The sequence below is a fragment of the Betaproteobacteria bacterium genome (assembly GCA_016194905.1).
Lineage (GTDB): Bacteria > Pseudomonadota > Gammaproteobacteria > Burkholderiales > JACQAP01 > JACQAP01.
The window spans coordinates 75,474-98,313 of record JACQAP010000014.1 but is presented as its reverse complement, the minus strand read 5'-3'; the positions used below and the strand labels follow the sequence as shown (position 1 = coordinate 98,313).

Here is a 22,840-nt window from a genome sequence, read left to right as displayed (position 1 = left end):
GGATGATGCCTCTTTCCGCTCTCACCGCCCTGTCCCCGCTCGATGGCCGTTATCGGGACAAAGTTTCCAGACTCTCGGATTACTTCAGCGAATTCGGCCTGATCCGCTACCGCATTCTGGTCGAAGTCGAATGGCTAAAGGCTCTCTGCGCCGCGAAAGCGCTCGACAACATTCCCTCCCTTTCACCTGCCACGGTGCAGCAACTCGACGCCGTGATGCGCGACTTCTCGGTCATCGACGGTGAAGCGGTAAAACAGATCGAAGCCCGCACCAATCACGATGTAAAGGCGATCGAGTACTGGCTCAAGGAAAAGCTCTCCGACAATCCCGAAATCGCCGGTATCACCCGCTTTGTGCACTTCGCCTGCACCTCCGAGGACATCAACAATCTTTGCCACGCGATGATGCTGAGGGATGCTCGCGCGCAAGTGATGCTGCCTGCGGTCGATACCCTGATAGATCGCCTGAGTGCACTCGCCCATTCGACCGCGTCGCTGCCTATGCTGTCGCGCACGCACGGACAGCCGGCCACCCCGAGCACTCTGGGCAAGGAAATGGCGAACGTCGTTCATCGCCTGCGCCGGCAGCGCACCCGCGTCGCGGGCGTCTCGCTAACGGGCAAGATCAATGGCGCAGTCGGTAACTACAACGCCCACCTTGCGGCGTTTCCGGACTTCGACTGGGAGAAGTTCTGCCGCGACTTCGTCGAAAAGCTCGGCTTCGAATTCAACGCCTACACCACGCAGATCGAACCGCATGACAGCATCGCCGAATTGTTCGATGCCTGCACCGGCCTCAACACCATACTGCTCGACCTCGATCGCGACGTCTGGGGTTATATCTCGATCGGCTATTTCAAGCAGAAGGTGAAAGAAGGTGAAATCGGTTCGTCGACGATGCCGCATAAGGTCAACCCGATCGATTTCGAGAATTCGGAAGGCAATCTCGGCCTCGCCAATGCACTGCTGTCGCACTTGTCGTCCAAATTGCCGATCTCGCGCTGGCAGCGCGATCTGACGGACTCGACGGTACTGCGCAACATGGGGGTAGCACTGGGTTACAGCCTGCTCGCCTACGACGCCTGCCTGCGCGGCTTGAACAAACTCGAGCCCGATCCGAAGCGCCTCGCCGATGATCTGAACGCCAACTGGGAGGTCCTGGCCGAACCGATCCAGACGGTCATGAAGCGCTATGGTATCGAGGATGCGTACGAGCAGTTGAAGGCACTCACGCGTGGCAAGGACGGCATCAATCGCGATACGCTGCATCAGTTCATCCGCAGTCTGGCCATTCCGCCCGTGGAGAAGGAGCGCCTGCTCGCCCTGACGCCGGCTACTTACACCGGCCTGGCGGAGCAACTGGCCAAGCGCACCTGAAACGTCAACGCGTGCGCCTTGCGCGCCAGAATTCGATGATCGCCGGCATCACGGACAGCACGATGATGCCGAGAATGACCGCTGTCAGATTGTTCCTGACCAGCGGCAGGTTGCCGAAGAAAAAACCGGCGTAAGTCAGCAGCGCCACCCACAGCACCGCTCCGGTCACGTTGAACATCAGAAAGCGTCGGTAGCTCATCGCACCGATACCCGCCACGAAAGGTGCATAGGTGCGGATGATCGGAACGAAGCGTGCGATGATGATCGCCTTGCCGCCATGGCGCTCGAAAAACGCGTGGGTCCGATCCACGTAAGCGCGTTTGAACAATCGCGAATCATCGAACCGGAAAACTCTCGGCCCCAGATAGCGCCCGATCGAGTAATTCAACGAATCCCCGCCAATCGCCGCCGCAATCAGCAAAAGCACCAGGCCATGTACGTTGAGTTCGCCTGCGGCGGCAATGGTTCCCGCCACGAACAGCAGCGAATCGCCGGGCAGAAACGGCGTGACGACCACACCGGTTTCCAGGAAAACAATGAGAAACAGGATTGCGTAAACCCATGCGCCGTAAGACTGGGCCAACTCCCGCAGGTGCTGGTCCAGGTGCAGAATCAGATCGAAAAAACCGGAAAACAGATCCATCGCGGATCCGCTCCCTTAGACGACCGCTTCTTCCTGCTTCTTCTCGGGCTTGATGAAATCCTCGCGGGTTACGCCCAGCCACATCACCAACGGGCTCGCCACCAGGACCGACGAATAAATCCCGAACAGGATGCCGATGGTAAGCGCCAGCGCAAAATAGTGCAGCGTCTCGCCGCCGAAGATCAGGATCGACGTGACCATCAACTGCGTACAACCGTGCGTGATGATCGTACGCGACATGGTGCGGGTGATGGCGTTGTTGATTACATCCGGTGTGCTGGCCCTGCGCATCTTGCGGAAATTCTCGCGAATCCGATCGAATACGACCACCGATTCATTCACCGAATAACCCAATACGGCGAGCACTGCTGCAAGCACCGGCAGCGAAAATTCCCACTGGAAGAAGGCGAAAAACCCCAGGATGATCACCACGTCATGCAGGTTGGCGATGATCGCCGACACGCCGAATTTCCACTCGAAACGAAGCGCAAGATAAACCACGATGCCGATGGACACCAGCAACAACGCCAGCGCTCCGTTTTCGACCAGCTCCTTGCCGACTTGCGAGCCGACAAAATCGACACGGCGCAACTCGACGGACGGATCGTCCTGGCGTAAGGCCTTGATCACGGTTTCGGACAACTGGGCGCCGGTTACGCCCTGTTTGGCCGGCAAGCGGATCAGTGCGGTCTGCGAGCTGCCGAAGCTCTGCACCGTCGCCTCCGCGAGATTCACCCGGTTCAGCGTCTCGCGGATCTTGTCCACGTCCACAGCGTGTCCGTAGTTGATCTCCATCACCGTCCCGCCGGTGAATTCGACCCCGAGATGCAATCCCTTCGTTACGAGAAAGACCACCGCCAGGATGAAGGTGATCAACGAGATGATGTTGAACACCAACGCATGGCGCATGAAGGGAATGTCTTTGCGGATGCGGAAAAATTCCATTTGTTCGTCCTCTGCGCTAAATCGGGCGAGCCGCGATCAGGCGGCCGTTTGCCGTTTGTACCAGTCGGTATTGCCGATCGGCAATTTTTCGAGCTTGCGCCGGGCACCGAATATCAAATTCACCATGCTGCGGGAAACCAGTACGGCACTGAACATCGATGTCAGGATGCCGAGGCAATGCACTACCGCAAAGCCGCGCACCGGTCCGCTGCCGAACATGAACAACGCGATGCCGGCAATCAGGGTGGTGATGTTCGAATCGAGAATCGTCGCCCAGGCCCGTTCGTAACCGGCCACGATGGCAGCTTGCGGCGTGGTGCCGTTACGCAATTCTTCCCTGATGCGCTCGTTGATCAGCACGTTGGAGTCGATCGCCATGCCGAGCGTCAGCGCGATTGCGGCAATGCCGGGCAGGGTCAGCGTGGCCTGCAGCATCGACAGCAATGCAACCAGCAGCATGAGGTTTATCGCCAGGGACAGCACCGATATCACACCGAAGAGCAGGTAATAGGCCATCATGAAAATGGCGATCAACGTGAAGCCGATAAGCGTGGAATCGAAGCCGCGCTTGATGTTGTCGGCACCAAGGCTGGGGCCGACCGTTCGCTCCTCGACGATTTCCATCGGCGCCGCCAGTGCGCCGGCGCGCAACAGCAACGCCACGTCTCGCGCCTCAGTAGTCGTCATGCGGCCGCTGATCTGCACACGGCCGCCGGGAATTTCCGAACGGATCACCGGCGCGGTGATGACTTCGCCCTTGCCCTTTTCAATCAGCACCATCGCCATGCGCTTGCCGATGCTCTCGCGGGTGATCTGCTGGAAAATCGTGGCGCCGCGTCCGTCCAGATTGATGTGGACGGCGGGTTCACCGGTCTGGCTGTCGAATCCGGGTTGCGCATCGGAAATGCGGTCACCGGTCAAGATTACCTCGCGTTTGAGCAGATGCGGGGCGCTCTCGCGATCGTAAAGCAGCTCGTCGCCGAAAGGCAGCTGGCCGCCGATGGCGGCCTGCAGCGAAGCGGCATCGCTGTGTTCTTCGTCCACCATGCGCACTTCCAGCGTCGCCGTGCGGCCGAGAATATCCTTCGCCTTGGCCGTATCCTGGACGCCGGGAAGCTGCACCACCACGCGATCAGAGCCCGCCTGCTGGACGATCGGCTCGGCGACGCCGAGTTCGTTGACCCGATTGCGCAGCGTCGTGATGTTCTGCAGGATGGCGAATTCCTGGATGCGCTTCTGGACCTCGGGCCTGAGCGCGGCAGTGATTGTATATTCGGAGCCGGCGTCGGCCGGGTTCAGCAGCAAATCCGGATTCTGTTTGCCGATTTCCGCGGCCGCCTGGTCGCGCGCCTGGCTGTCGCGAAACTTGACCACGACGTTCTGCCCTTCGCGCGAGAGTCCGGCGTAGCGAATTTCCTTGCCCCGCAACGTGGTACGGATATCGGCGACGTAGCGGTCGGCAGCCTTGGTCAGCGCGCCTTTCATGTCCACCTGCAGCAGGAAATGCACGCCGCCGCGCAGATCGAGGCCGAGATACATCGGCAGAGCATTGATTTTGGTAAGCCAGCGCGGAGAGCTGGACAGCAAGTTCAGCGCCACAACATAGTTCTCGCCCACCGCACCTTGCAACACATCCTTCGCTTTGAGTTGCGTGTCGGTGTTGGCAAATCGCACCTTGATGCTGGCCGGATCGAGAAACATGCCGTCGGGCTTGATACCAGCCTGGCTTAGCGCCTGGTCGACGCGCGACAACAGCGTTTCGTCGATCTTGGCTGTGGTTTTGGCCGGGGAGATTTGCACGGCTGGTACTTCGCCGAAGAAATTCGGCAGCGTGTACAGCAGGCCGACGACCAGCGCGACGGCGATCATGACGTATTTCCAGAGCGGGTAGCGATTCATGTATGCCTTATGCAGCGCGAATAGTCGGGTGTGAACTGCGTTCTTGAAGGATTACCGAACCTTTCTGGCCGTTAACCCTTTTCGGCGTTCTTGATAGTTCCCTTGGGCAGCAAGGTCGTGATGGACGGTCTCTGTACCTGGATTTCAACGTTCGGGGAAATCTCCACCGAGACAAAATTGTCACCGACTTTGGTGACCTTGCCGAGCGTGCCTCCGGCCGTGACCACTTCATCTCCCTTCTGCAACCCGGCAAGCATGGCGCGATGTTCCTTGGAGCGCTTCGACTGCGGCCGGATCATCAGGAAGTACAACAACACGAACATCAGCACCAGTGGCAGCATTTGGAATAGGTCGAATCCCTGGCTGGCCGGTGCGGCCTGGGCGTAAGCATTGCTGATCAGCACGGATATTCCTCCAATATGATTTTTGCGCTCAAGAATTGAATGGCCGCCGCCGGCGTGCCAGTCCTGCGGTTGCGGCGCCGAGCCCTAAAAACGTCAAGCCCAGAAAACATTCAAGCCCTGAAAACATCCCTGAAAACATGTTGGGCCCCGAAAAAGTGGCGCATTTTAGCACGGCTACCCTTCCCCGAACCCCGCCGATGCGGCATATTCCGTCAGCCTTCCAGCATCGATGGCTTGACGCAGTTCGCCCATTAGCTGCTGATAGAAATGAAGATTGTGCACAGTATTGAGGTGGGCGCCGAGAATTTCATTGACGCGTTGCAGATGGTGCAGGTAGGCGCGCGAGAAATGCCGGCAGGTGTAGCAGCCGCATTCCTCGTCGAGCGGCCGGATGTCGTCGCGATAGCGGGCGTTGCGCAGCCGGATCGTGCCGTTGCGGGTAAAAATCCAGCCGTTGCGCGCATTGCGCGTCGGCATGACGCAATCGAACATGTCGATTCCGTTCACTACGGCATCGACGATATCGGCCGGCGTGCCCACGCCCATCAGATAACGCGGCGCACCGGAGGGCAGTTGCGACGCCGTATGGCGCAGGACGCGTTGCATGTCGGCCTTGGGTTCGCCCACTGACAGTCCGCCAATTGCATACCCATCGAAGCCGATTTTCCGCAGGCCGCGCAGCGACTCGTCGCGCAGCGCTTCATGCATGCCGCCCTGAACGATGCCGAACAACGCATTGTTATTGCCGCCATGAGCGCGCTTGCTGCGCTCAGCCCAGCGCAACGAGAGCCGCATGGAAGCGGCCGCCTCGCGTTCGTCGGCGGGATAAGGCGTGCATTCGTCGAATATCATGACCACATCGGAATCGAGCGTGCGCTGGATACGCATCGATTCTTCCGGGGACAGGAAGCATATGTCCCCGTTCACCGGCGAGCGGAAGCTGACCCCCTCCTCGCTGATCTTGCGCAGCTCACCCAGGCTGAACACCTGGAAGCCGCCGGAGTCGGTGAGGATCGGCCTCTCCCAGGCCATGAAGCGATGCAATCCGCCGTGCGCAGCGATGACGTCCAGCCCGGGCCTCAGCCAAAGGTGGAAGGTATTGCCGAGCACGATCTGCGCACCAACAGCATGCAGATCCTCGGGGCTCATGGCTTTCACCGAACCATGAGTCCCCACCGGCATGAAGACGGGCGTTTCGACGCTGCCATGGGCGAATGTCAAGCGGCCGCGCCGGGCCAGTCCATCCCTGGACAGGATCTCGAACTGCATGTCAGGCCCCCGCGCGCAAGTTCGCGCCGGCGCGATCGATCAGCATGGCGTCGCCATAACTGAAAAACCGGTAACCGTGATTCACGGCGTGCTGATATGCAAGCCGGACATGTTCGATACCTGCAAAGGCGCTGACCAGCATCAACAATGTGGACCGCGGCAAATGAAAATTGGTCAGCAGGCGATCCACCAGCTTGAAACCGTATCCGGGCCTGATGAACAGCCGGGTCTCGCCATTTCCGGATTTCAGTTTACCGGACTGTGCCGCCGCTTCCAGAGCACGCAGGCTGGTCGTGCCGATTGCGGTGATGCGGCCGCCGCGCTCGCGCGCATCGGCTATCGCCCTGACCGTGGCATCCGGAACCGAATAGCGCTCGCTTTGCATGACATGGCTGTCTATCTCGTCCACCCTCACCGGTTGGAAGGTGCCCGCGCCGACGTGCAACGTGACATAAGCCAGCCCCCCACCGCGGGCCTCGAGACGATCCAGCATCGCTTGGTCGAAATGCAGACCCGCGGTCGGAGCGGCGACTGCGCCCGGATGGCGGGCATAGACAGTCTGGTACCGCGCCAGGTCCTCAATGCCGGCGGGTCTTTCGATATACGGCGGCAGTGGCACTTCTCCCAGTCTGTCCAGCACGGATAGCACCTCGTCGTCGAACTCCAGCAGGAAAAAATCGCCTTGCCGCTGAACCATTACCGCGCTTGCCGCATCTCCGAACCGGATTATTTGCCCCGGTGAAGGGGCATGGCTTGCACGCAGCATGGCGAGCGCGCGGCGCGGCGCCACAACGCGCTCGATGAGCGCCTCCACCTTGCCGCCCGTTACCTTCGCCCCCAGCAATCTCGCCTTGATCACCCGCGTATCATTGAAGACGAACAAATCCCCTTCCCGAACGAAATCCGGCAAGTCGGTAAAACGGTGGTCCGAACACTGCCCGGTATTGCCCTCGAGATGGAGCATCCGGCTGGAACCGCGCTCGGCAGCCGGAAACTGGGCAATGAGCGCCGGCGGCAGCTCGTAGTCGAACTCTTCTATTCGCATCGCGCGCATTATATCGATGGGTACGATCGAACCCGGTTGCCCGTTGAGACCGAATTGTCGATAATTGCGCTCCCGTGCCGGGATGGCGGAACTGGTAGACGCACGGGACTCAAAATCCCGCGCCCCTCAAGGCGTACCGGTTCGATTCCGGTTCCCGGCACCACTCCTCTACTCTGGACGATCGGCTGGAGCCGCTTACCGCCCTTTACATCTATCGAGATATGTAGAGTTGAAACTTCTCATCAAGAACATCGACAACGACGGACGGCTGGCCTTGATCCCGAATTTCGTGGAGACCAAATGGACAATCGAAATGGCGGACGAAAATGACGGCAATGAATTTGCGCGCCGGTTAGCGGACGCCGATGCGCTGGTTTCCATGAACTGGGCGAAAAGCATGCCGCCCGCACCAAAACTGCGCCTGCTCCAGCTACCCGGCGCCGGAACCGACGAAGTAGCGTTCGACGCAGTCCCCTCTCAGGCTGCCGTGTGCAATGTCTTCGAACACGAAATCGGCATTTCAGAATACGTACTTTCGGCCATGCTGCAATGGGTCATTGGAATTCCGCGGATGGACGCTGCACTGAGGCGCGGCCAGTGGCAGGGTTCACATCTGTGCGGCCCGCGCCATGGCGAACTATTCGGACAGACCTTGGGAATTGTCGGTTATGGCCGCATAGGCCACCAGGTCGCAGCACGCGCGCGGGCTTTCGGCATGAAGATCGTGGCATGCAACCGCACCCCCAAGTCAGGAGACGGCTTTGTGGAAAGCGTGGAGTCCATGGAGAAATTGGATGAATTGCTGGCAAAATCGGACTTCGTCGTGCTGGCGCTGCCGCTCGATCCTTCGACGATCAGCCTAATCGGCGCAAGTCAGCTGGAAAAAATGAAGTCTTCGGCGGTGATCATAAACGTCGCACGCGGAGCATTGATCGACGAATACGCGCTATTCGCCGCATGCAGCGATCACCGCATCGGAGGCGCAGTGATCGACACTTGGTATCGCTATCCCTCCCAAGGATCCACACATGGCGAACCTTCCAGTCTGCCCTTCCGCGATCTGGACAACGTAATTATGACCCCGCACGGGTCGGGTTGGACGGAGGGCTTGCGGCCACGACGCTGCCTGTTGATTGCTCAAAACCTTGACCGGCTGGCACGAGGCGAACCGCTCGTAAATGTAGTCCGGCAGGCATCTGCCAGGCATTGAAATAGCTCACTGAAAAAATGAACAAGTACGCAATCGAAGAAGCCGCAAAAATCATCTGGAACACCTGGCGGGCAAACAAGCGCATCGATGAGCTTCCGGCAACATGTCGGCCCAGATCACGCATCGAGGGCTATCGCGTTCAGACGAGAGTTGCCCAGTTGTCAGGCCAGGATACGTTCGGCTGGAAAATCGCGGCAACCAGCAAGGCCGGGCAGCAGCATATAGGCGTCGATGGCCCGCTCGCTGGACGATTGCTGGAAAAGAGGGTGTACCATTCCGGCGCCACCGTGTCGCTGTTAAACAACATCATGAATGTCGCGGAAGCAGAATTTGCATTTCTCATGGCACGCGATCTTCCACCGCGCGGGGTGCCTTACTCCATCGAAGAGGTTATAGCCGCAGTCGATACGATGCATCCGGCGATCGAGATTCCGGATTCCAGATACGAGAACTTCGTAACCGTCGGCGCCGCACAACTCATTGCCGACAATGCCTGTGCGAGCTACTTTGTTCTGGGCCCAGCCACGGTCGCCGACTGGCGCCAGCACGACGTGGCAGATCATCCGGTAACAATTCACGTAAATGACCGGCTGGATCGAAAAGGTAAAGGCGCCAACGTGCTGGGAGACCCACGCATTGCGCTTACGTGGATCGCCAACGAATTGTCGTTGACGGACGACATGTTGCGAGCAGGACAAGTGATTACAACAGGTACGTGCATCGTGCCGGCGGAAATTACCCAAGGAGACTCGCTCGTTGCTGATTTCGGAATTTTCGGCTGTGCGGAGGCGCGATTGGAATCGTAGACCGCCACGGAAAACTGTTGCAGGATTTTCGGGTGTTTGTAGGTGTGTTTCAGCTTCCGTGCGATGGTGCGGTCTGTGATTACGGCCAGCGTGACTCATGTCGCCAGATAAATTGAATTCAAGAAATTGCAAATATCGAGTGGCTCCGGGAATGCTAGACGGATATGGCAATGGCAATCGACAGGAACTGAGCTCGTAATGCAGCTTTACTACCCGCGCTCGTTTCTAAAACTGATCCTGGCTGGTTTCTCGCTGGCGGTTCTGCCGCTCATATTCGCACTTATTAACAACGCTTACTCGATCCACCAGCTCGCTACCCATAGCCAGCGCGCGGTATATCAGGCAGTGCAGACTACGCAAAGCACCCGATTCCTGATAGAACAAATCACCAGCATGGAACGCAGCATCCGGCAGTTTGCGATCATAGGGGACCCCTCTCTGCTACAAGGCTACGCGCTCGCCCATGAACGGTTCATCGATACCGTGCGCAAGATGTCAGCGCTGCCGCTGGATTCCAAGCAGAAGCAAGCAGTGATGGCACTGCGAAATCGTGAGTATTCGCTCTTCGAGCGAATCGGCCGATCAGGTGCGAAGCCCGAAATAATCAATCCGGCGGCAACTGAACTTGCCGAACTGTCCGAAACAGCGCGCGTACTCGATGAGCAGGGCAATTCGTTGGTCGATCGCGAAGTCGACACCATGCAGAAGATGGCCGGCGAAATCCAAAAATTCATTTTCTGGCAATTGCTCGCCTTAGTACCCATTGCCCTTCTTCTAGTAATCGGTGCGACGATGCTTATTTCCAAACCGATCGCGCAACTCGAGTCGGCAATACAGAAACTAGGCGAAGGACGATTCGATGCGCGCGTTGTCGTTACCGGCCCGGCGGACCTGGAGTCACTTGGACGTCAGCTCGACTGGCTGCGCCTTCGGTTACTTGACCTGGAGGAACAGAAATCACGATTTCTGCGGCACGTTTCGCATGAACTCAAAACTCCCCTGACGGCATTGCGTGAAGGCGTGGAGCTGCTCTCCGACGAAGTCACAGGAAAGATGACCGCCGGCCAGTTCGAAATTGCGCGCATTCTGAGACAGAACACCCTGAGACTGCAGAAACTGATCGAGGACCTGCTCAGTTACCACAGCGCGCAATTCCACACGTCTGCTCTTACGTTCTCGCAGTTCAATCTAAAAGGCCTGGCTGCGCGTGTCGCTCAGCAGCATTCGCTGGCGATGCGGGCCAAAAATCTCAGCCTGAACTTGGCGGCATCCGAATTCAACATAGAGGCCGACGAGAACAAAATTGAAGCAATCGTGGATAATCTGCTCTCGAACGCGATCAAATTTTCTCCGGCTGGTGGCACGATTCGCGTGCAGCTGCGCCGACGCGGATCGGACGTCGTGATCGACGTCATTGACGAGGGACCTGGAATTCTTCCGGAGGATCGGAGCCGGGTATTCGAACCTTTTTACCAAGGCGGCTCCGAGTATACGGGACCGGTAAAAGGCACGGGGCTGGGCCTTGCAATCGTTCGGGAATACGTCAATGCTCACCATGGCAGCGTCGAGATCATCGTTGACGGCAATCCCGGAGCACACCTGCGTGTCATACTGCCGACACGGCAGGTGGAAATAGCCGCGTGAGACTGAGGGGGAAGTGCGTTTTCGTGGCTATGGTTGTACCTGTAGTTGTAATTGTCGCCGCTTGCGCCCCGGCGGACAGCAAGAGTACACGCCGCGATGGACCCTGGTACCAGGCGGTCGTCGAGCCCATGCAGAGCGATCCCGATCGCATAGCCAGGTTTTACGACCGGCTGCTGACACTGAAAGCCCATGAGCTCGCCGGCGAACTGGATGCGACCCGACAGTCATTCGAGAAGGACGGGTCGGAACTTAATCGCCTGCAACTTGCTCTACTCCTTTCGTTGCCTGGTGCGAGTTTCCGCGACGACAACGCCGCAATTGCGTTGCTGCACGCGTTTGTGAAGGACAAGGGTCGAGAAGGCTCGACTTTGCGCCCGCTGGCGATATTGCTGCAGTCCGAGCTGCTGGAGCTGCGGCGTACCGAGGAAGCATTGCAACAGCAGTCGGCCAAGCTGAAAGAAGAACAGCGTCGTGTCGAAGCCTTGCAGCAGAAGTTAGAGGCGATACTCGATATGGAAATGAAAATGATCGAACGAGAGCAGAATCTTCCCAAGAAGAAATGACCATGTCCAAGGCACGCATTCTCATCGTCGACGACGATCCCGACCTCCTGCGCCTGCTGACATTCAGGCTGGAAGGAGCCGATTATGCAGTGGAAAGCGCTGACAGCGCCGAACGCGCGCTCGCTCGATTGTCGGTCGCGATTCCGCAGCTTGTAATTACCGACCTGCGCATGAGCGGCATGGATGGCATGGCGCTGTTCGAGAACATTCACAAGAGCAATCCCGCGCTGCCGGTCATCATCCTGACCGCGCACGGGACAATCCCCGACGCGGTGGCTGCCACCCAGCGCGGCGTGTTCGGCTATCTCACCAAACCGTTCGACAGCAAGGCTCTGCTGCAACAAGTCGAGAAAGCCATCGCCTTGGGCGGGGGCAGGATCGACCAGGGCAATGGCGGAGCCGACTGGCGCGCCGAAATAATCACCCGGAGCCTTGCAGTGGAAAGCATCCTCGGCAAGGCCAAATTGGTGGCAGGAAGCGATGCAAGCGTACTGGTGCGCGGCGAGAGCGGTACCGGAAAGGAATTGCTGGCCAAGGCGATCCACAAGGCTAGCCCGCGCTCCGCCAAGCCGTTTGTGGCAATCAACTGCGGCGCCATTCCCGAGCAGTTGCTCGAATCAGAATTGTTCGGCCATATGAAGGGGTCGTTCACGGGCGCCGCACGCGACTACAAGGGATTGTTCCAGGCCGCCGAAGGCGGCACTGTGTTCCTCGATGAAATCGGCGACATGCCCCTTCCGCTGCAGGTAAAACTCCTGCGCGTCCTGCAGGACAAGGAAATCCGGCCGATCGGTACGACTCAGACGATTCCCGTGGATGTACGCATCATATCGGCTACCCATCGCAATCTCGAAGAAGCCATCAAGGCAGGCAGCTTCCGCGAGGATCTCTACTATCGCCTCAATGTGGTCTCGTTCGGATTGCCCGCTCTTTCCGAACGGCGCGAAGATGTCCCCGTTCTCGCCACCCACTTCCTCAATCAACTCGCCGATCGGTATAAAAAACCGCTCAACGGCTTCGCTTCCGAAGCGATGGAAATCCTGGTCAAGTCAGCCTGGCCCGGCAATGTGCGCGAGTTATACAACGTCGTCGAACAGGCAGTTGCCCTATCGACCACGTCGATCATTACGCCAGCACTGGTCGACAGCGCTATGCGCGGCCAGAGCGCCGAACTGTCCTCTTTCGAATCCGCGCGCAGCGAATTCGAACGCGACTACTTGGCCAAGTTACTCAAGATTACCGGTGGCAACGTAACCCAAGCGGCGAGGCTGGCAAAGCGGAACCGTACCGAATTCTACAAACTGCTGCAGCGTCATCACCTCGATCCCAAGCTGTTCAAAGCCATTTGACCCTGAATCCATGTCGTCGCGGAAGACATGAACTTCAACAATTATTCAATTGATTGACCTCGTAATATGTCGCCCTGTCTCCATCAGGCGACAATTCATCGCCGCAGGTCCCTGAAGAAAAGAGGCAACCAATTGTATTTAAATTTTAAAATTACTCTGGCACGGCAGGTGCTTTGGATTTAGTAAATTCTTCATAGCCAAGCAGCTTTTGCCGTAATGCTGGCTGTATAAGGCAAAGCCGAAAAATCAAATCATGACGGACCAGAAAAATACCCTGCTCACGCCGCTGGTCATCTCAGCGGCAATTTCGGTCATCGCTTTCAGCGGCATCGGTGTCGCGGCGATAACCGGGAATCTTTCCATTACTCACTCGAGCCTCAATCCTTTCTCGAGTTTTACCAATGCACCTGTGAGCGGAATTATTCAGGCACCGGCCATTCCGTCTGAGGGACATGAGGGACTGACCCGCAATCGCGGGGAAACACTGGCCGAGGGCAAGCCCGTCAACTACCAGTTTGGCGCACGCATACCTGCACGCAAGCCCGTCTGCCCTGATTGTGGCGTTGTGGATTCGATCCTTCCTGGTCGTGCCCAGCCAGCCAAGGGAATTACCCGCGCTCTGGCCGCCGGCAGTGAAGGCGAAACGATTTTAAAAATTGCGGCCGGGAGCGCCGTAGAGGAAGTTGGTGAATCGCGCAAAGCCGGTTTCGTGGTGACAGTTCACATGGAAAACGGCACCGTGCGGACCATTTACGAAAGCGAGCGTCCGTCGTTCGACATTGGCGAGCGGGTCAAACTGGTCAATGGATCGGTCATCAGGCTTGGTTGAATGTGAATCCAATGGAGAATAACGAGCCATCAAACTAAGAATCGACTGATCACATAACCTTCTTCAATGCGCTTTTGCGTGTTTTACGCCCGGTTTCCTCCCTTATCGGGCGTTTTTTTGCCTGCTCGTTACAGGCGTAGGTTCCATTGGTCGCCTGCCCTTTCCGGATTGACCCGGTCGAGATCTCGGGCCAATGCAGAAGAATCGACGCCACCCACAAGAAGGATCAACTGTTAATGAAGAGGCTTGCCCCACTGATCGCGGTTGCCTTGATTTGCGCCTGCACCGCACCGAAAAAGGACGCCAACGTCAATCTCGCGGGTTACCCACCCGCGTTCCGTGCCGGCTATCTGGATGGATGCGAAAGCAGCAAACGGACGATCGGACAAAAGAAGCACGAAGACCGCTTCAGGCACGATCCGCAATATGCATCCGGATGGCGAGACGGTTATGACATTTGCGGAAAACGAAAAAAATAGCATGGTTTGCACGGCACCAATCTCAATCAATCGGAGCAACCCGTAATACCTGCCCGTGGCAAGAATTCGCATGAGTCGATAGCCCGGCGCTCCTGCACTGTCCTTTGGATGGCTTAGAATAGTCAGCGTCAGCTTGCTTGATATTCTCAAGCTCGCAATTCACCAGCCAAAACAGGAGAACTACATGAACGCCCCCCTCGCCCGCCCCTCGTTCCGCTGGGAAGATCCTTTGCTGTTCGAAGAGCAACTGAATGACGAGGAGCGCATGGTGCGAGACTCGGCACGCGCCTATTGCCAGGACAAGCTCATGCCGCGCGTGCTCCTGGCACACCGGCTGGAACGATTCGACCGCGAGGTATTCACTGAAATGGGCGCTCTCGGTTTTCTCGGCTCCACGTTGGAGGGTTACGGTTGTGCGGGAGTGAGCCACGTCTGTTACGGATTGATCGCTCGAGAGATCGAACGTGTGGATTCGGGCTATCGCTCCATGATGAGCGTGCAATCCAGTCTCACCATGTATCCGATTTACGCCTACGGTGCCGAAGCGCAGCGCAAGAAGTATCTGCCCAAGCTCGCCTCCGGAGAATTTCTGGGGGCATTCGGATTGACTGAACCGGACTTCGGATCGGACGCGGGCAGCATGATAACCCGCGCACGCAAAGTTGATGGCGGCTACCTGCTCAAGGGCGCGAAGATGTGGATTACGAATTCGCCGGTGGCCGACGTTTTTGTCGTATGGGCCAAGGATGACCGGGGCATCATTCTCGGCTTCATTCTTGAGCGCGGCATGAAGGGCCTTTCCACGCCGAAAATAGAAGGAAAATTCAGCTTGCGAATCTCGATAACAGGTGAGGTCGTCATGGATGACGTATTTGTCCCTGAAGAAAATCTGTTGCCGAATGTCGAGGGGCTGAAAGGTCCGTTCGGATGTCTGAACAAGGCGCGCTACGGGATTGCCTGGGGGGCGCTCGGCGCCGCCGAGTTCTGCTGGCACGCAGCGCGCGACTATACGCTGGAAAGAAAACAGTTCGGCCGACCCCTGGCGGCGAACCAACTGATCCAGAAGAAGCTTGCGGACATGCAAACCGAAATCACGCTCGGCCTGCAAACCGTGCTAAGGGTGGGCCGTCTGATGGACGAAGGCCGCGCCGCTCCCGAAATGGTATCGATGATCAAGCGCAATTCCTGCGGCAAATCGCTGGACATCGCCCGGCTTGCGCGCGACATGCACGGCGGCAATGGGGTGTCCGACGAATATCACGTGATACGTCACGTCATGAATCTGGAAGCGGTGAACACCTACGAGGGCACCCACGACGTACATGCACTGATTCTAGGTCGCGCCCAGACCGGCCTGCAGGCATTCACCGGATGACCCACCTCACCCCTTCCCTCTTTCCCCCGCAAGCGGGCGGAGAGGGAGAAGACAGGCGGGCGACCGTCGGTCGCTCTCTTGTGTTTCAGCTCCTTCTCCACTCTGGGGAGGAACTCCGTCGACACGGCGTTGGCTTAGCCATCCGGCGCGGGAGACGGAGCTTGGCGCGCTACCCGCGGACGGGTGATTACATCACTAACGTGTCCGCGCGCGCGGGGGATGAGGTGGTGGCTCAGACGCAACGGCCGCCATCCACTTCGATGCAGGCACCGGTGATGAAATCCGCCTCGTCGGAAGCGAGATAGAGGCAAGCGTTGGCGATGTCGATCGGCTTGCTGAAACGCCCGAGGGGGATGCTGGCGACGAACTTCGCGCGCATCTCAGGTGTATCGGATCCCATGAATTCGGCGAGCAGCGGCGTGTCGCCCGCCACCGGGTTGACCACGTTCACCCGAATCTTGTCCGGCGCCAGCTCGACTGCCATCGCGCGACTGGTGACGATTGCCGCACCCTTGCTGCCGTTGTACCACACCAGCCCCGGCCGCGGCCGCACACCGGCCGTTGATGCGATGGTAATGAGCACGCCCCCGCCTCGTGTGCGGAAGTAAGGCACGACGGCGCGCGCGCTGTGGAACAGGCTCTTCACATTTACGGAATAGACGCGATCGAACTGCTCTTCCGTCACATCCAGAAGCGGCTGGTTACGATGCGTCGTACCTGCGTTGTTGATGACGATGTCGAGGCTGCCGTAGGCGTCCAATGTTGCTTTCAGCAACCGGTCCCAATCCACCGCCTTCGATACGTCCCCCTCCACGAACTTCGCGTGTCCGCCGTCGGACGAGATCTCTTTCGCGACCCGTTCGCCGCCCTCGGGTTTCAGGTCGTTGACGATGACCTTGCATCCCTCTTCTACGAAACGCTTGGCGATGCCCTCGCCGAAGCCGGACCCTCCGCCAGTCACGATCGCAATCTTGTTCTTGAGTCTCATGCTTTTCTCCTCGTTGAACCTCTCATCCCGAATTGTATAAAAAAGAATGGGAGCCGGGCGGGCTCCCATCCCTGGTTTCTCTGGCGCTCGATCAGGCGCTCTGTGTCGTCACACAGACCTGCTGGTTGCCTTCCGAACTGTCCCCGTTTTCCCGGATGCCGACCTTGTTCAGGTCCACATCGTGACGCACCGCTGTCATTTCCGCGAGAATCGACACGGCAATTTCGGGCGGGGTTTTGCTGCCGATGTTCAGCCCGATAGGTCCGTGAAGACGGCTAAGCTCGGCCTCCGAAAGATCGAACATCATCAAGCGCTCATGCCGCTTTTGCGAGTTCAGACGCGAGCCCAGCGCGCCGACGTAGAACGCCGGCGACTTGAGCGCCTCCATCAGCGCCAGATCGTCGAGCTTGGGGTCGTGGGTCACCGCCACGACAGCGCTGTGGGAATCGAGATTCATCGCCATCACAACGTCGTCAGGCATGCCGCGATCGAGAATTGCGCCTTCCACGTTCCAGGTATCGGCGTACTCCTGACGCGGATCGCAGACCGTGATGCTGTAGTCGAGCGCTTGCGCCATCTGCGCCAGATATTGCGAAAGCTGCCCTGCTCCGATGATCAACAATCGCCAGCACGGCCCGTGCACCGTCGTCAACCGCCTTCGATCAAAGCTGAGCGAGTCGTCCGCCCGGTTTGCCGGCCGCAACGTCACCTCGCCGCTCTGCATATCCAGGGTACGGGCAGTCAGCTCATGGCGATCGACGCGCTCCAGCAGCTCCGTCAGGCGCCGTTTATCGCCGACCGGTTCCAGCACCAGCTCCAGCTTGCCACCGCAAGGAAGTCCGTAACGCGTGGCTTCATCCTTGCTGATTCCGTAGGACGCAATCTCCGGCCCGTCGATCGCCAGCGACTTGTTGCGGATGCGAAGGATCAGATCGTCCTCCACACAACCGCCGGATACCGAACCGGCAACCAGACCGTCGCCGCGTATCGCGATCATTGCACCGGCAGGCCGGGGGGAGGATCCCCAAGTCTCGACGATGGTGGCGAGAATCACGCGATGGCCCTCGTCGAGCCACGCGACACTGCTGCGCAAAACTTGTAAATCGACACTATCCATAAGGCTTGCCTTGTTCACGACCGTTCTGCTCGAACGGGAACAACGATTCTAATCCAGGCCGACTGCACAATGCCAATAAAAACCCCCCGGCGGAAACCGCCGAGGGGTCGAAGAAAAACAGGTCGCCCGGCCATACCGGCCGGGCTGACTACACCTTAGGCGGAGCCCTTGATGTTTTCCGGCGAGAACGGCAGGGTACGGCAGCGCTTGCCGCTGGCGGCAAAAATCGCATTGCCGATGGCCGGCTGGATCACCGCAGTGCCAGGCTCGCCCAGACCACCGGGCGTGCTGTCGCTCTTGATGAAGTGAATATCCAGGACCTTCGGATTTTCATTCATCCGGGCGACACGGTACATGTCGAAGTTGGTCTGTTCGACGCCGCCATTCTTGATGGTGATTTCACCCCACATGCAGGCCGATTGACCGAAGTTGATCGTGCTCTGCAACTGTGCCAGCGCCTGGTCGGGATGCACCAGGGTACCGGCGTCCACAACAGCCGTAACTTTCTCGACGGTCACGTCGTAGCTGGAGGACACGCTCACTTCCGCGACCATCGCAATCACGGTGTTATAGCCTTCCATCACCGCTACGCCCATGCCCCGGCCTTCCGGCATTTTCTTGCCCCAGCCAGACTTGGCGCGAACTTCTTCCAGTACCCTCTTCATGCGGGCACCGACCGGCACACCCGCGGACAGGCCCGACCATTGATGCTTGGTCGATCCCATGTCGAGCATGTCGAGACGGTACTGAATCGGGTCTTTTCCGGCTGCGTTTGCCAACTCGTCGATGAAACACTCGAGTGCAACAGCGTTCAGGTTGTGCGACACACCGCGCCAATAACCCGGCGTCACGCCAGCGTCGTGCATCTGGTACGTGAGTTTCATGTTGGGGGTGTCGTACGGATAGTTGTCGATGCCTTCCACAGCGAACGGATCGATACCATCCTTGACGATGCTCGGGAACAGGCGCGCCGAGATCGAGGGGCTGGTCGAATGGAAACGCATGGCGACCGGCTTGCCGCCTGCATCCAATCCGGCAGCGAGCTTCATCAGGCTGGCAGGACGGTAGGAGTCGTGCGTCATGTCGTCTTCGCGGCTCCACACCATCTTCACCGGCGCGCCAACTGCCTTTGAAATTTCCGCGGCGTCGATCGTGTAATCCACTTCCACGCGACGGCCAAAGCCCCCGCCGAGGAACGTGGTATGCACTTCGACCTGCTCCGGCTTCAGTCCGGTCGCACCAGCAACCACGTGTGGCACCAACTGCTGGAACTGGGTCGGGGTGATGATGATGGCCTTGTCGGCACGCACATCCGCCATGGTGTTTTGCGGCTCCATCGGCGAGTGCGACAGGAACGGCAATTGGTAGGTGGCTTCCACTTTCTTGGCCGCCTGACCCATGCCCGCTTCCACATCACCGTGCTCACGGAACACCGCACCGGGCTGCTCGCTGGCAGCACGAATGCCTTCCCAGATCGATTTCTGGTCGTTACCCGCGTTCGGACCGCCATCCCAGGTGATCAGCAGCAGGTCTTTCGCTTTCTTCGCCTGCCAGTAGGAATCGGCTACCACTGCAACGCCGCGGCTGTACTGAACCACCGCTTTGACGCCGGGCATCGACTTGGCGCGGGAATCATCGAAACTCGCCACCTTGCCACCGATGATCGGGGACATTGCGACCGCGGCGTAGAGCATGCCGGGCACGCGGGTGTCGATACCGAATTGCGCGGTGCCGTTCACCTTGGCAACTGTATCGAGGCGTTTCTGCTTCATGTTGCCGACCACCTTGAACTGGCTCGACGGCTTGAGCGGGACGTCCTTCGGTACTTCCATCGTCGCCGCCTTGGCGGCGAGCTGGCCGTAGGTGGCCTTCTTGCCGCCGGGGCCGGTGACCATGCCGTTGGCCGCCTTCAGTTGAGAAGCGTCAGCGCCCCATTCGCTGGCTGCAGCAGCAACCAGCATCATGCGGGCAGAAGCTCCCGCCTTGCGCAGCTTTTCCCAGGCGTCACGCACCGCAGTCGAGCCGCCGGTGAGCTGACCACCCAGAAGGGCATTGATGTACACCTCTGCAGGCGGCGCGAACTCGACTTTGACCTTGTTGATGTCGACTTCGAGTTCTTCGGTCACCAGCATCGTCATCGAGGTGTAGACGTCCTGGCCCATTTCGGACCGGGCGCACATGATGGTGACGCTGTTGTCGGTACCGATCTTGATCCAGGCATTCGGCGAACTGGTATCCGCGGCCGCTTGCGCGATGCGCGATCCGGTGGGCAGATAGAACCCTAGCGCCAGTCCGCCTGCGACGGAACCGCTGACCTTCAGGAAATCACGACGAGTTTCATTTTTGATCATATTTTCCATTTGTCATCTCCCCCTTAGGCCATCTTCGCGGCTTGTTTGATAGCCGCGCGAATCCGAGGATAGGTGCCACAGCGACAGATGTTGCCGGACATGAAAGCGTCGATATCTTCGTCAGAGGGATTCTTGTTGGTAGCAAGCAATGCGGAGGCCGACATCATCTGGCCGGGCTGGCAATAGCCGCATTGCGGCACGTCCAGTGCGACCCATGCCTTCTGCACCTTGTGATTGCCGCCGAGGCCTTCGATCGTCGTCACCTTCTGGCCGGAGACGGAACCGATGGAGGTCTGACAGGAGCGCACGGCTTGGCCGTTCAGATGCACCGTACAGGCGCCGCAGAGCGCCTTGCCGCAACCGAACTTGGTGCCGGTCATGCCCAGAGTGTCGCGAAGTACCCAAAGCAGCGGCGTGTCCGGCGCGACATCCACGCTCGTGCTCTTTCCATTTACGTTGAACGAGATTTTCATTGCAGAACTCCCCCTTGGTGAGGAATGAAGTTATAGGCGTAACACTGAGATAGTTACGCCGGCCAAAATACACGAATAAAAACTGCCTTACAACTCTTTACCCTACATTGTTCAGGCGTCCGAAAGAACCCTTCGCGCAATTTGCCCGCACCCCGCAAACCCGCACCAGGACTGGGTTTGCGGGGTACGTGCTTTTGCTTGCGGAATCATCGAAATCGAGATTCCAAACGATGAGAGCATGGGATTCGGATGTTGCAATGCAATATCCACATGTTGAAACGCGATTGCAGTGCAGCAATCATTTCTGGAACCGGCATCGTGTGCGTGCGCCGAGCACAGCTGTGCGCGCAAAAGGGAAATTCAGCGGTGCGGTTTGGCGTCCTCGAATTTCTTCAATTCCAGGCGCGCGATCTGGTTGCGGTGAACCTCATCGGGTCCGTCCGCGAGCCGCAGGGTGCGATTGTGGCTGTACATCATCGCCAGCGGAAAGTCCTGGCACACGCCCCCGCCGCCATGCGCCTGTATCGCCCAGTCCATGACCTGCTGCGCCATATTGGGCGCGATGACTTTGATCATGGCGATTTCCGCCTTCGCTTCCTTGTTGCCAAGGGTATCCATCATGTAGGCCGCCTTGAGCGTAAGCAGCCGCGCCTGCTCGATCATCAGACGCGATTCGGCAATGCGCTCGTGCCACAGGTTGTGCTCGACCACCGGCTTGCCGAAAGCAACCCGGCTCTTCAGGCGTTTGCACATCAGTTCCAATGCACGCTCGGCCTGGCCGATGATGCGCATGCAATGGTGGATCCGGCCGGGTCCGAGGCGGCCCTGCGCAATTTCGAAGCCACGGCCTTCTCCCAGCAGCATGTTCGAAGCCGGCACGCGCACGTTGTCCAGTGTCACTTCCATGTGGCCATGTGGCGCATCGTCATAACCGAACACGCTGAGCGAGCGGACGACCTTGACGCCCTTGGCGTCTGCCGGCACCAGAATCATCGACTGCTGTCTGTGGCGATCTGCGCTGTCCGGATCGGACTTGCCCATCACGATGAAGATCTTGCAACGCGGATCGCCGGCACCGGACGACCACCACTTGCGGCCGTTGACGACGTACTCGTTGCCCTGGCGCTCGATGCGGCACTGGATATTGGTCGCGTCCGACGAAGCCACTTCCGGCTCAGTCATCAGGAAGGCCGAGCGGATTTCGCCATTATGCAAAGGCGTCAGCCATTGCTTCCGCTGCTCCGGCGTGCCGTAGCGCAGCAACACTTCCATGTTGCCGGTATCGGGAGCCGAACAGTTGAACACTTCCGGAGCCCAACTGCTCCGTCCCATGATTTCGCACAGCGGCGCATATTCGAGGTTGGTCAGTGCCCCGCCGTGGTCCTTGGGCTGCCACAGGTTCCAGAGGCCGGCGGCGCGGGCCTTCGGCTTAAGCTCTTCGACGATGCGCGTCGGAATCCAGGCATTGCCCTTGGCGCGGTTCTCCGCTATTTCCTCGAAAAAGCGCGCCTCCCGCGGATTGACATGCTCCTGCATGAAAGCGGAAAGTTTTTTCTGCAGATCCTTGATCTTGTCCGAAAATTCGAAATTCATGGCTGTTCCTTGAGGTTTTTAAGCGGGAGCGCTGTTCAACTCGGCCGGCGCAGTATGCTCGAAGGCCTTGATCGCATTGCGCAGAAAATCCGGCAGCGGCACGGACTGGCGTGCGACCGGATCGGCGTTGACATAGACCACCTTGCCGCTCACCAGCAGTTGGTCGGCACGATGGATCTCGACCCGGAAGTCGAAGCTGGACCGTCCGAGGCGCTCGACCCGAACACACACGTCGACCTCATCGTCATACTCAGCCGAGGCGTGGTATTCCACCTCAGCCTTGCGCACATAAAGGTCGGTGCCGTGCTGCGCCAGTCCGTCCGGATAGGGATAGCCGAGCGCACGGTGGTACTCGGTGATCCCCACGTCGAAATACGTCAGGTAATGGCCGTTGAACACGATGCCCTGCCTGTCGACCTCGGCCCAGCGCACGCGCAGCCGGTGGGCGAATCTGAATTCCTGTCTTGCCATGGCGGATCCTG

The 22,840-nt window shown here is 58.7% G+C and carries 21 protein-coding genes and 1 tRNA gene; 10 read left to right on the top strand and 12 right to left on the bottom strand.

Features of this window, described 5'->3' with window-relative positions; translation table 11 throughout:
• The first annotated feature begins 5 nt into the window (after positions 1–5).
• Positions 6–1,376 carry an adenylosuccinate lyase gene (gene purB, locus HY067_08740; protein MBI3528044.1) on the top strand — a complete coding sequence of 457 codons (1,371 nt, stop codon included), beginning with the start codon at positions 6–8 and terminating at the stop codon, positions 1,374–1,376.
• A 4-nt stretch (positions 1,377–1,380) separates the two neighbouring features.
• On the opposite strand, the gene HY067_08735 is transcribed toward purB, so the two are convergent.
• The 6 genes from HY067_08735 to queA form a co-directional block, all read right to left on the bottom strand.
• Positions 1,381–2,019, bottom strand: a complete 639-nt coding sequence (locus HY067_08735) for a DedA family protein (GenBank protein ID MBI3528043.1) — start codon at positions 2,017–2,019, stop codon at positions 1,381–1,383.
• A gap of 15 nt (positions 2,020–2,034) precedes the next feature.
• Entirely contained in the window at positions 2,035–2,964 is a 930-nt protein-coding gene (gene secF, locus HY067_08730) for a protein translocase subunit SecF (GenBank protein MBI3528042.1), read from the bottom strand.
• Positions 2,965–3,000: 36 nt separating this feature from the next.
• Complete coding sequence (gene secD / locus HY067_08725) at positions 3,001–4,863, bottom strand: protein translocase subunit SecD (GenBank protein MBI3528041.1); 1,863 nt, start codon at positions 4,861–4,863, stop codon at positions 3,001–3,003.
• 71 nt (positions 4,864–4,934) lie between these two features.
• Positions 4,935–5,267, bottom strand: a complete 333-nt coding sequence (gene yajC / locus HY067_08720) for a preprotein translocase subunit YajC (protein ID MBI3528040.1) — start codon at positions 5,265–5,267, stop codon at positions 4,935–4,937.
• Positions 5,268–5,441: 174 nt separating this feature from the next.
• Positions 5,442–6,536 (bottom strand): tRNA guanosine(34) transglycosylase Tgt, encoded by a 1,095-nt coding sequence (gene tgt, locus HY067_08715; protein MBI3528039.1) that lies wholly within the window; start codon positions 6,534–6,536, stop codon positions 5,442–5,444.
• A 1-nt stretch (position 6,537) separates the two neighbouring features.
• A complete protein-coding gene (queA, locus tag HY067_08710) occupies positions 6,538–7,581 on the bottom strand; it encodes a tRNA preQ1(34) S-adenosylmethionine ribosyltransferase-isomerase QueA (protein MBI3528038.1) in 1,044 nt (347 codons plus the stop codon).
• 76 nt (positions 7,582–7,657) lie between these two features.
• On the opposite strand from queA, the gene HY067_08705 reads away from it, so the two are divergent.
• The 9 genes from HY067_08705 to HY067_08665 all read left to right on the top strand — a co-directional run bounded on the left by HY067_08705 (position 7,658) and on the right by HY067_08665 (position 15,836).
• Positions 7,658–7,744: transfer RNA gene (locus HY067_08705), tRNA-Leu, on the top strand.
• Between the two features lie 66 nt (positions 7,745–7,810).
• Positions 7,811–8,791: an NAD(P)-binding domain-containing protein gene (locus HY067_08700; GenBank protein ID MBI3528037.1), complete on the top strand. Its 981-nt coding sequence runs from the start codon at positions 7,811–7,813 to the stop codon at positions 8,789–8,791.
• 17 nt (positions 8,792–8,808) lie between these two features.
• Complete coding sequence (locus HY067_08695) at positions 8,809–9,597, top strand: hydratase (protein MBI3528036.1); 789 nt, start codon at positions 8,809–8,811, stop codon at positions 9,595–9,597.
• Between the two features lie 198 nt (positions 9,598–9,795).
• Positions 9,796–11,241 carry a HAMP domain-containing protein gene (locus HY067_08690; protein MBI3528035.1) on the top strand — a complete coding sequence of 482 codons (1,446 nt, stop codon included), beginning with the start codon at positions 9,796–9,798 and terminating at the stop codon, positions 11,239–11,241.
• A 23-nt stretch (positions 11,242–11,264) separates the two neighbouring features.
• The gene (locus tag HY067_08685) at positions 11,265–11,804 is read left to right on the top strand and encodes a hypothetical protein (protein ID MBI3528034.1); all 540 of its coding nucleotides are present in this window, start codon (positions 11,265–11,267) and stop codon (positions 11,802–11,804) included.
• Positions 11,801–13,153, top strand: coding sequence for a sigma 54-interacting transcriptional regulator (locus tag HY067_08680; GenBank protein MBI3528033.1), 1,353 nt, complete (start codon positions 11,801–11,803; stop codon positions 13,151–13,153). Before HY067_08685 ends, HY067_08680 begins: the two co-directional genes overlap by 4 nt.
• 253 nt (positions 13,154–13,406) lie before the next feature.
• Positions 13,407–13,982 carry a hypothetical protein gene (locus HY067_08675; protein MBI3528032.1) on the top strand — a complete coding sequence of 192 codons (576 nt, stop codon included), beginning with the start codon at positions 13,407–13,409 and terminating at the stop codon, positions 13,980–13,982.
• Positions 13,983–14,128: 146 nt separating this feature from the next.
• Positions 14,129–14,461 (top strand): hypothetical protein, encoded by a 333-nt coding sequence (locus HY067_08670; protein ID MBI3528031.1) that lies wholly within the window; start codon positions 14,129–14,131, stop codon positions 14,459–14,461.
• A 184-nt stretch (positions 14,462–14,645) separates the two neighbouring features.
• Complete coding sequence (locus HY067_08665; protein ID MBI3528030.1) at positions 14,646–15,836, top strand: acyl-CoA dehydrogenase; 1,191 nt, start codon at positions 14,646–14,648, stop codon at positions 15,834–15,836.
• A 232-nt stretch (positions 15,837–16,068) separates the two neighbouring features.
• Here the strand turns inward: HY067_08665 and HY067_08660 are convergent, their stop codons facing one another.
• The 6 genes from HY067_08660 to HY067_08635 form a co-directional block, all read right to left on the bottom strand.
• On the bottom strand, positions 16,069–16,824 hold the full coding sequence (locus HY067_08660) for an SDR family oxidoreductase (protein ID MBI3528029.1): 756 nt from the start codon (positions 16,822–16,824) through the stop codon (positions 16,069–16,071).
• 91 nt (positions 16,825–16,915) lie between these two features.
• Positions 16,916–17,941: an XdhC family protein gene (locus HY067_08655; protein ID MBI3528028.1), complete on the bottom strand. Its 1,026-nt coding sequence runs from the start codon at positions 17,939–17,941 to the stop codon at positions 16,916–16,918.
• A gap of 155 nt (positions 17,942–18,096) precedes the next feature.
• The gene (locus tag HY067_08650; GenBank protein ID MBI3528027.1) at positions 18,097–20,292 is read right to left on the bottom strand and encodes a xanthine dehydrogenase family protein molybdopterin-binding subunit; all 2,196 of its coding nucleotides are present in this window, start codon (positions 20,290–20,292) and stop codon (positions 18,097–18,099) included.
• A 23-nt stretch (positions 20,293–20,315) separates the two neighbouring features.
• Positions 20,316–20,765: a (2Fe-2S)-binding protein gene (locus HY067_08645; protein ID MBI3528026.1), complete on the bottom strand. Its 450-nt coding sequence runs from the start codon at positions 20,763–20,765 to the stop codon at positions 20,316–20,318.
• A 360-nt stretch (positions 20,766–21,125) separates the two neighbouring features.
• On the bottom strand, positions 21,126–22,358 hold the full coding sequence (locus HY067_08640; protein ID MBI3528025.1) for an acyl-CoA dehydrogenase family protein: 1,233 nt from the start codon (positions 22,356–22,358) through the stop codon (positions 21,126–21,128).
• An 18-nt stretch (positions 22,359–22,376) separates the two neighbouring features.
• The gene (locus HY067_08635; GenBank protein ID MBI3528024.1) at positions 22,377–22,829 is read right to left on the bottom strand and encodes an acyl-CoA thioesterase; all 453 of its coding nucleotides are present in this window, start codon (positions 22,827–22,829) and stop codon (positions 22,377–22,379) included.
• Positions 22,830–22,840 lie beyond the last annotated feature (11 nt).

Coding starts and splice junctions, on each gene's coding strand:
- purB (MBI3528044.1), top strand. CDS start 6: ATGCCTCTTTCCGCTCTCACCGCCCTGTCCCCGCTCGATGGCCGTTAT.
- HY067_08735 (MBI3528043.1), bottom strand. CDS start 2,019: ATGGATCTGTTTTCCGGTTTTTTCGATCTGATTCTGCACCTGGACCAG.
- secF (MBI3528042.1), bottom strand. CDS start 2,964: ATGGAATTTTTCCGCATCCGCAAAGACATTCCCTTCATGCGCCATGCG.
- secD (MBI3528041.1), bottom strand. CDS start 4,863: ATGAATCGCTACCCGCTCTGGAAATACGTCATGATCGCCGTCGCGCTG.
- tgt (MBI3528039.1), bottom strand. CDS start 6,536: ATGCAGTTCGAGATCCTGTCCAGGGATGGACTGGCCCGGCGCGGCCGC.
- queA (MBI3528038.1), bottom strand. CDS start 7,581: ATGCGAATAGAAGAGTTCGACTACGAGCTGCCGCCGGCGCTCATTGCC.
- HY067_08695 (MBI3528036.1), top strand. CDS start 8,809: ATGAACAAGTACGCAATCGAAGAAGCCGCAAAAATCATCTGGAACACC.
- HY067_08690 (MBI3528035.1), top strand. CDS start 9,796: ATGCAGCTTTACTACCCGCGCTCGTTTCTAAAACTGATCCTGGCTGGT.
- HY067_08680 (MBI3528033.1), top strand. CDS start 11,801: ATGACCATGTCCAAGGCACGCATTCTCATCGTCGACGACGATCCCGAC.
- HY067_08675 (MBI3528032.1), top strand. CDS start 13,407: ATGACGGACCAGAAAAATACCCTGCTCACGCCGCTGGTCATCTCAGCG.
- HY067_08665 (MBI3528030.1), top strand. CDS start 14,646: ATGAACGCCCCCCTCGCCCGCCCCTCGTTCCGCTGGGAAGATCCTTTG.
- HY067_08660 (MBI3528029.1), bottom strand. CDS start 16,824: ATGAGACTCAAGAACAAGATTGCGATCGTGACTGGCGGAGGGTCCGGC.
- HY067_08655 (MBI3528028.1), bottom strand. CDS start 17,941: ATGGATAGTGTCGATTTACAAGTTTTGCGCAGCAGTGTCGCGTGGCTC.
- HY067_08650 (MBI3528027.1), bottom strand. CDS start 20,292: ATGATCAAAAATGAAACTCGTCGTGATTTCCTGAAGGTCAGCGGTTCC.
- HY067_08645 (MBI3528026.1), bottom strand. CDS start 20,765: ATGAAAATCTCGTTCAACGTAAATGGAAAGAGCACGAGCGTGGATGTC.
- HY067_08640 (MBI3528025.1), bottom strand. CDS start 22,358: ATGAATTTCGAATTTTCGGACAAGATCAAGGATCTGCAGAAAAAACTT.
- HY067_08635 (MBI3528024.1), bottom strand. CDS start 22,829: ATGGCAAGACAGGAATTCAGATTCGCCCACCGGCTGCGCGTGCGCTGG.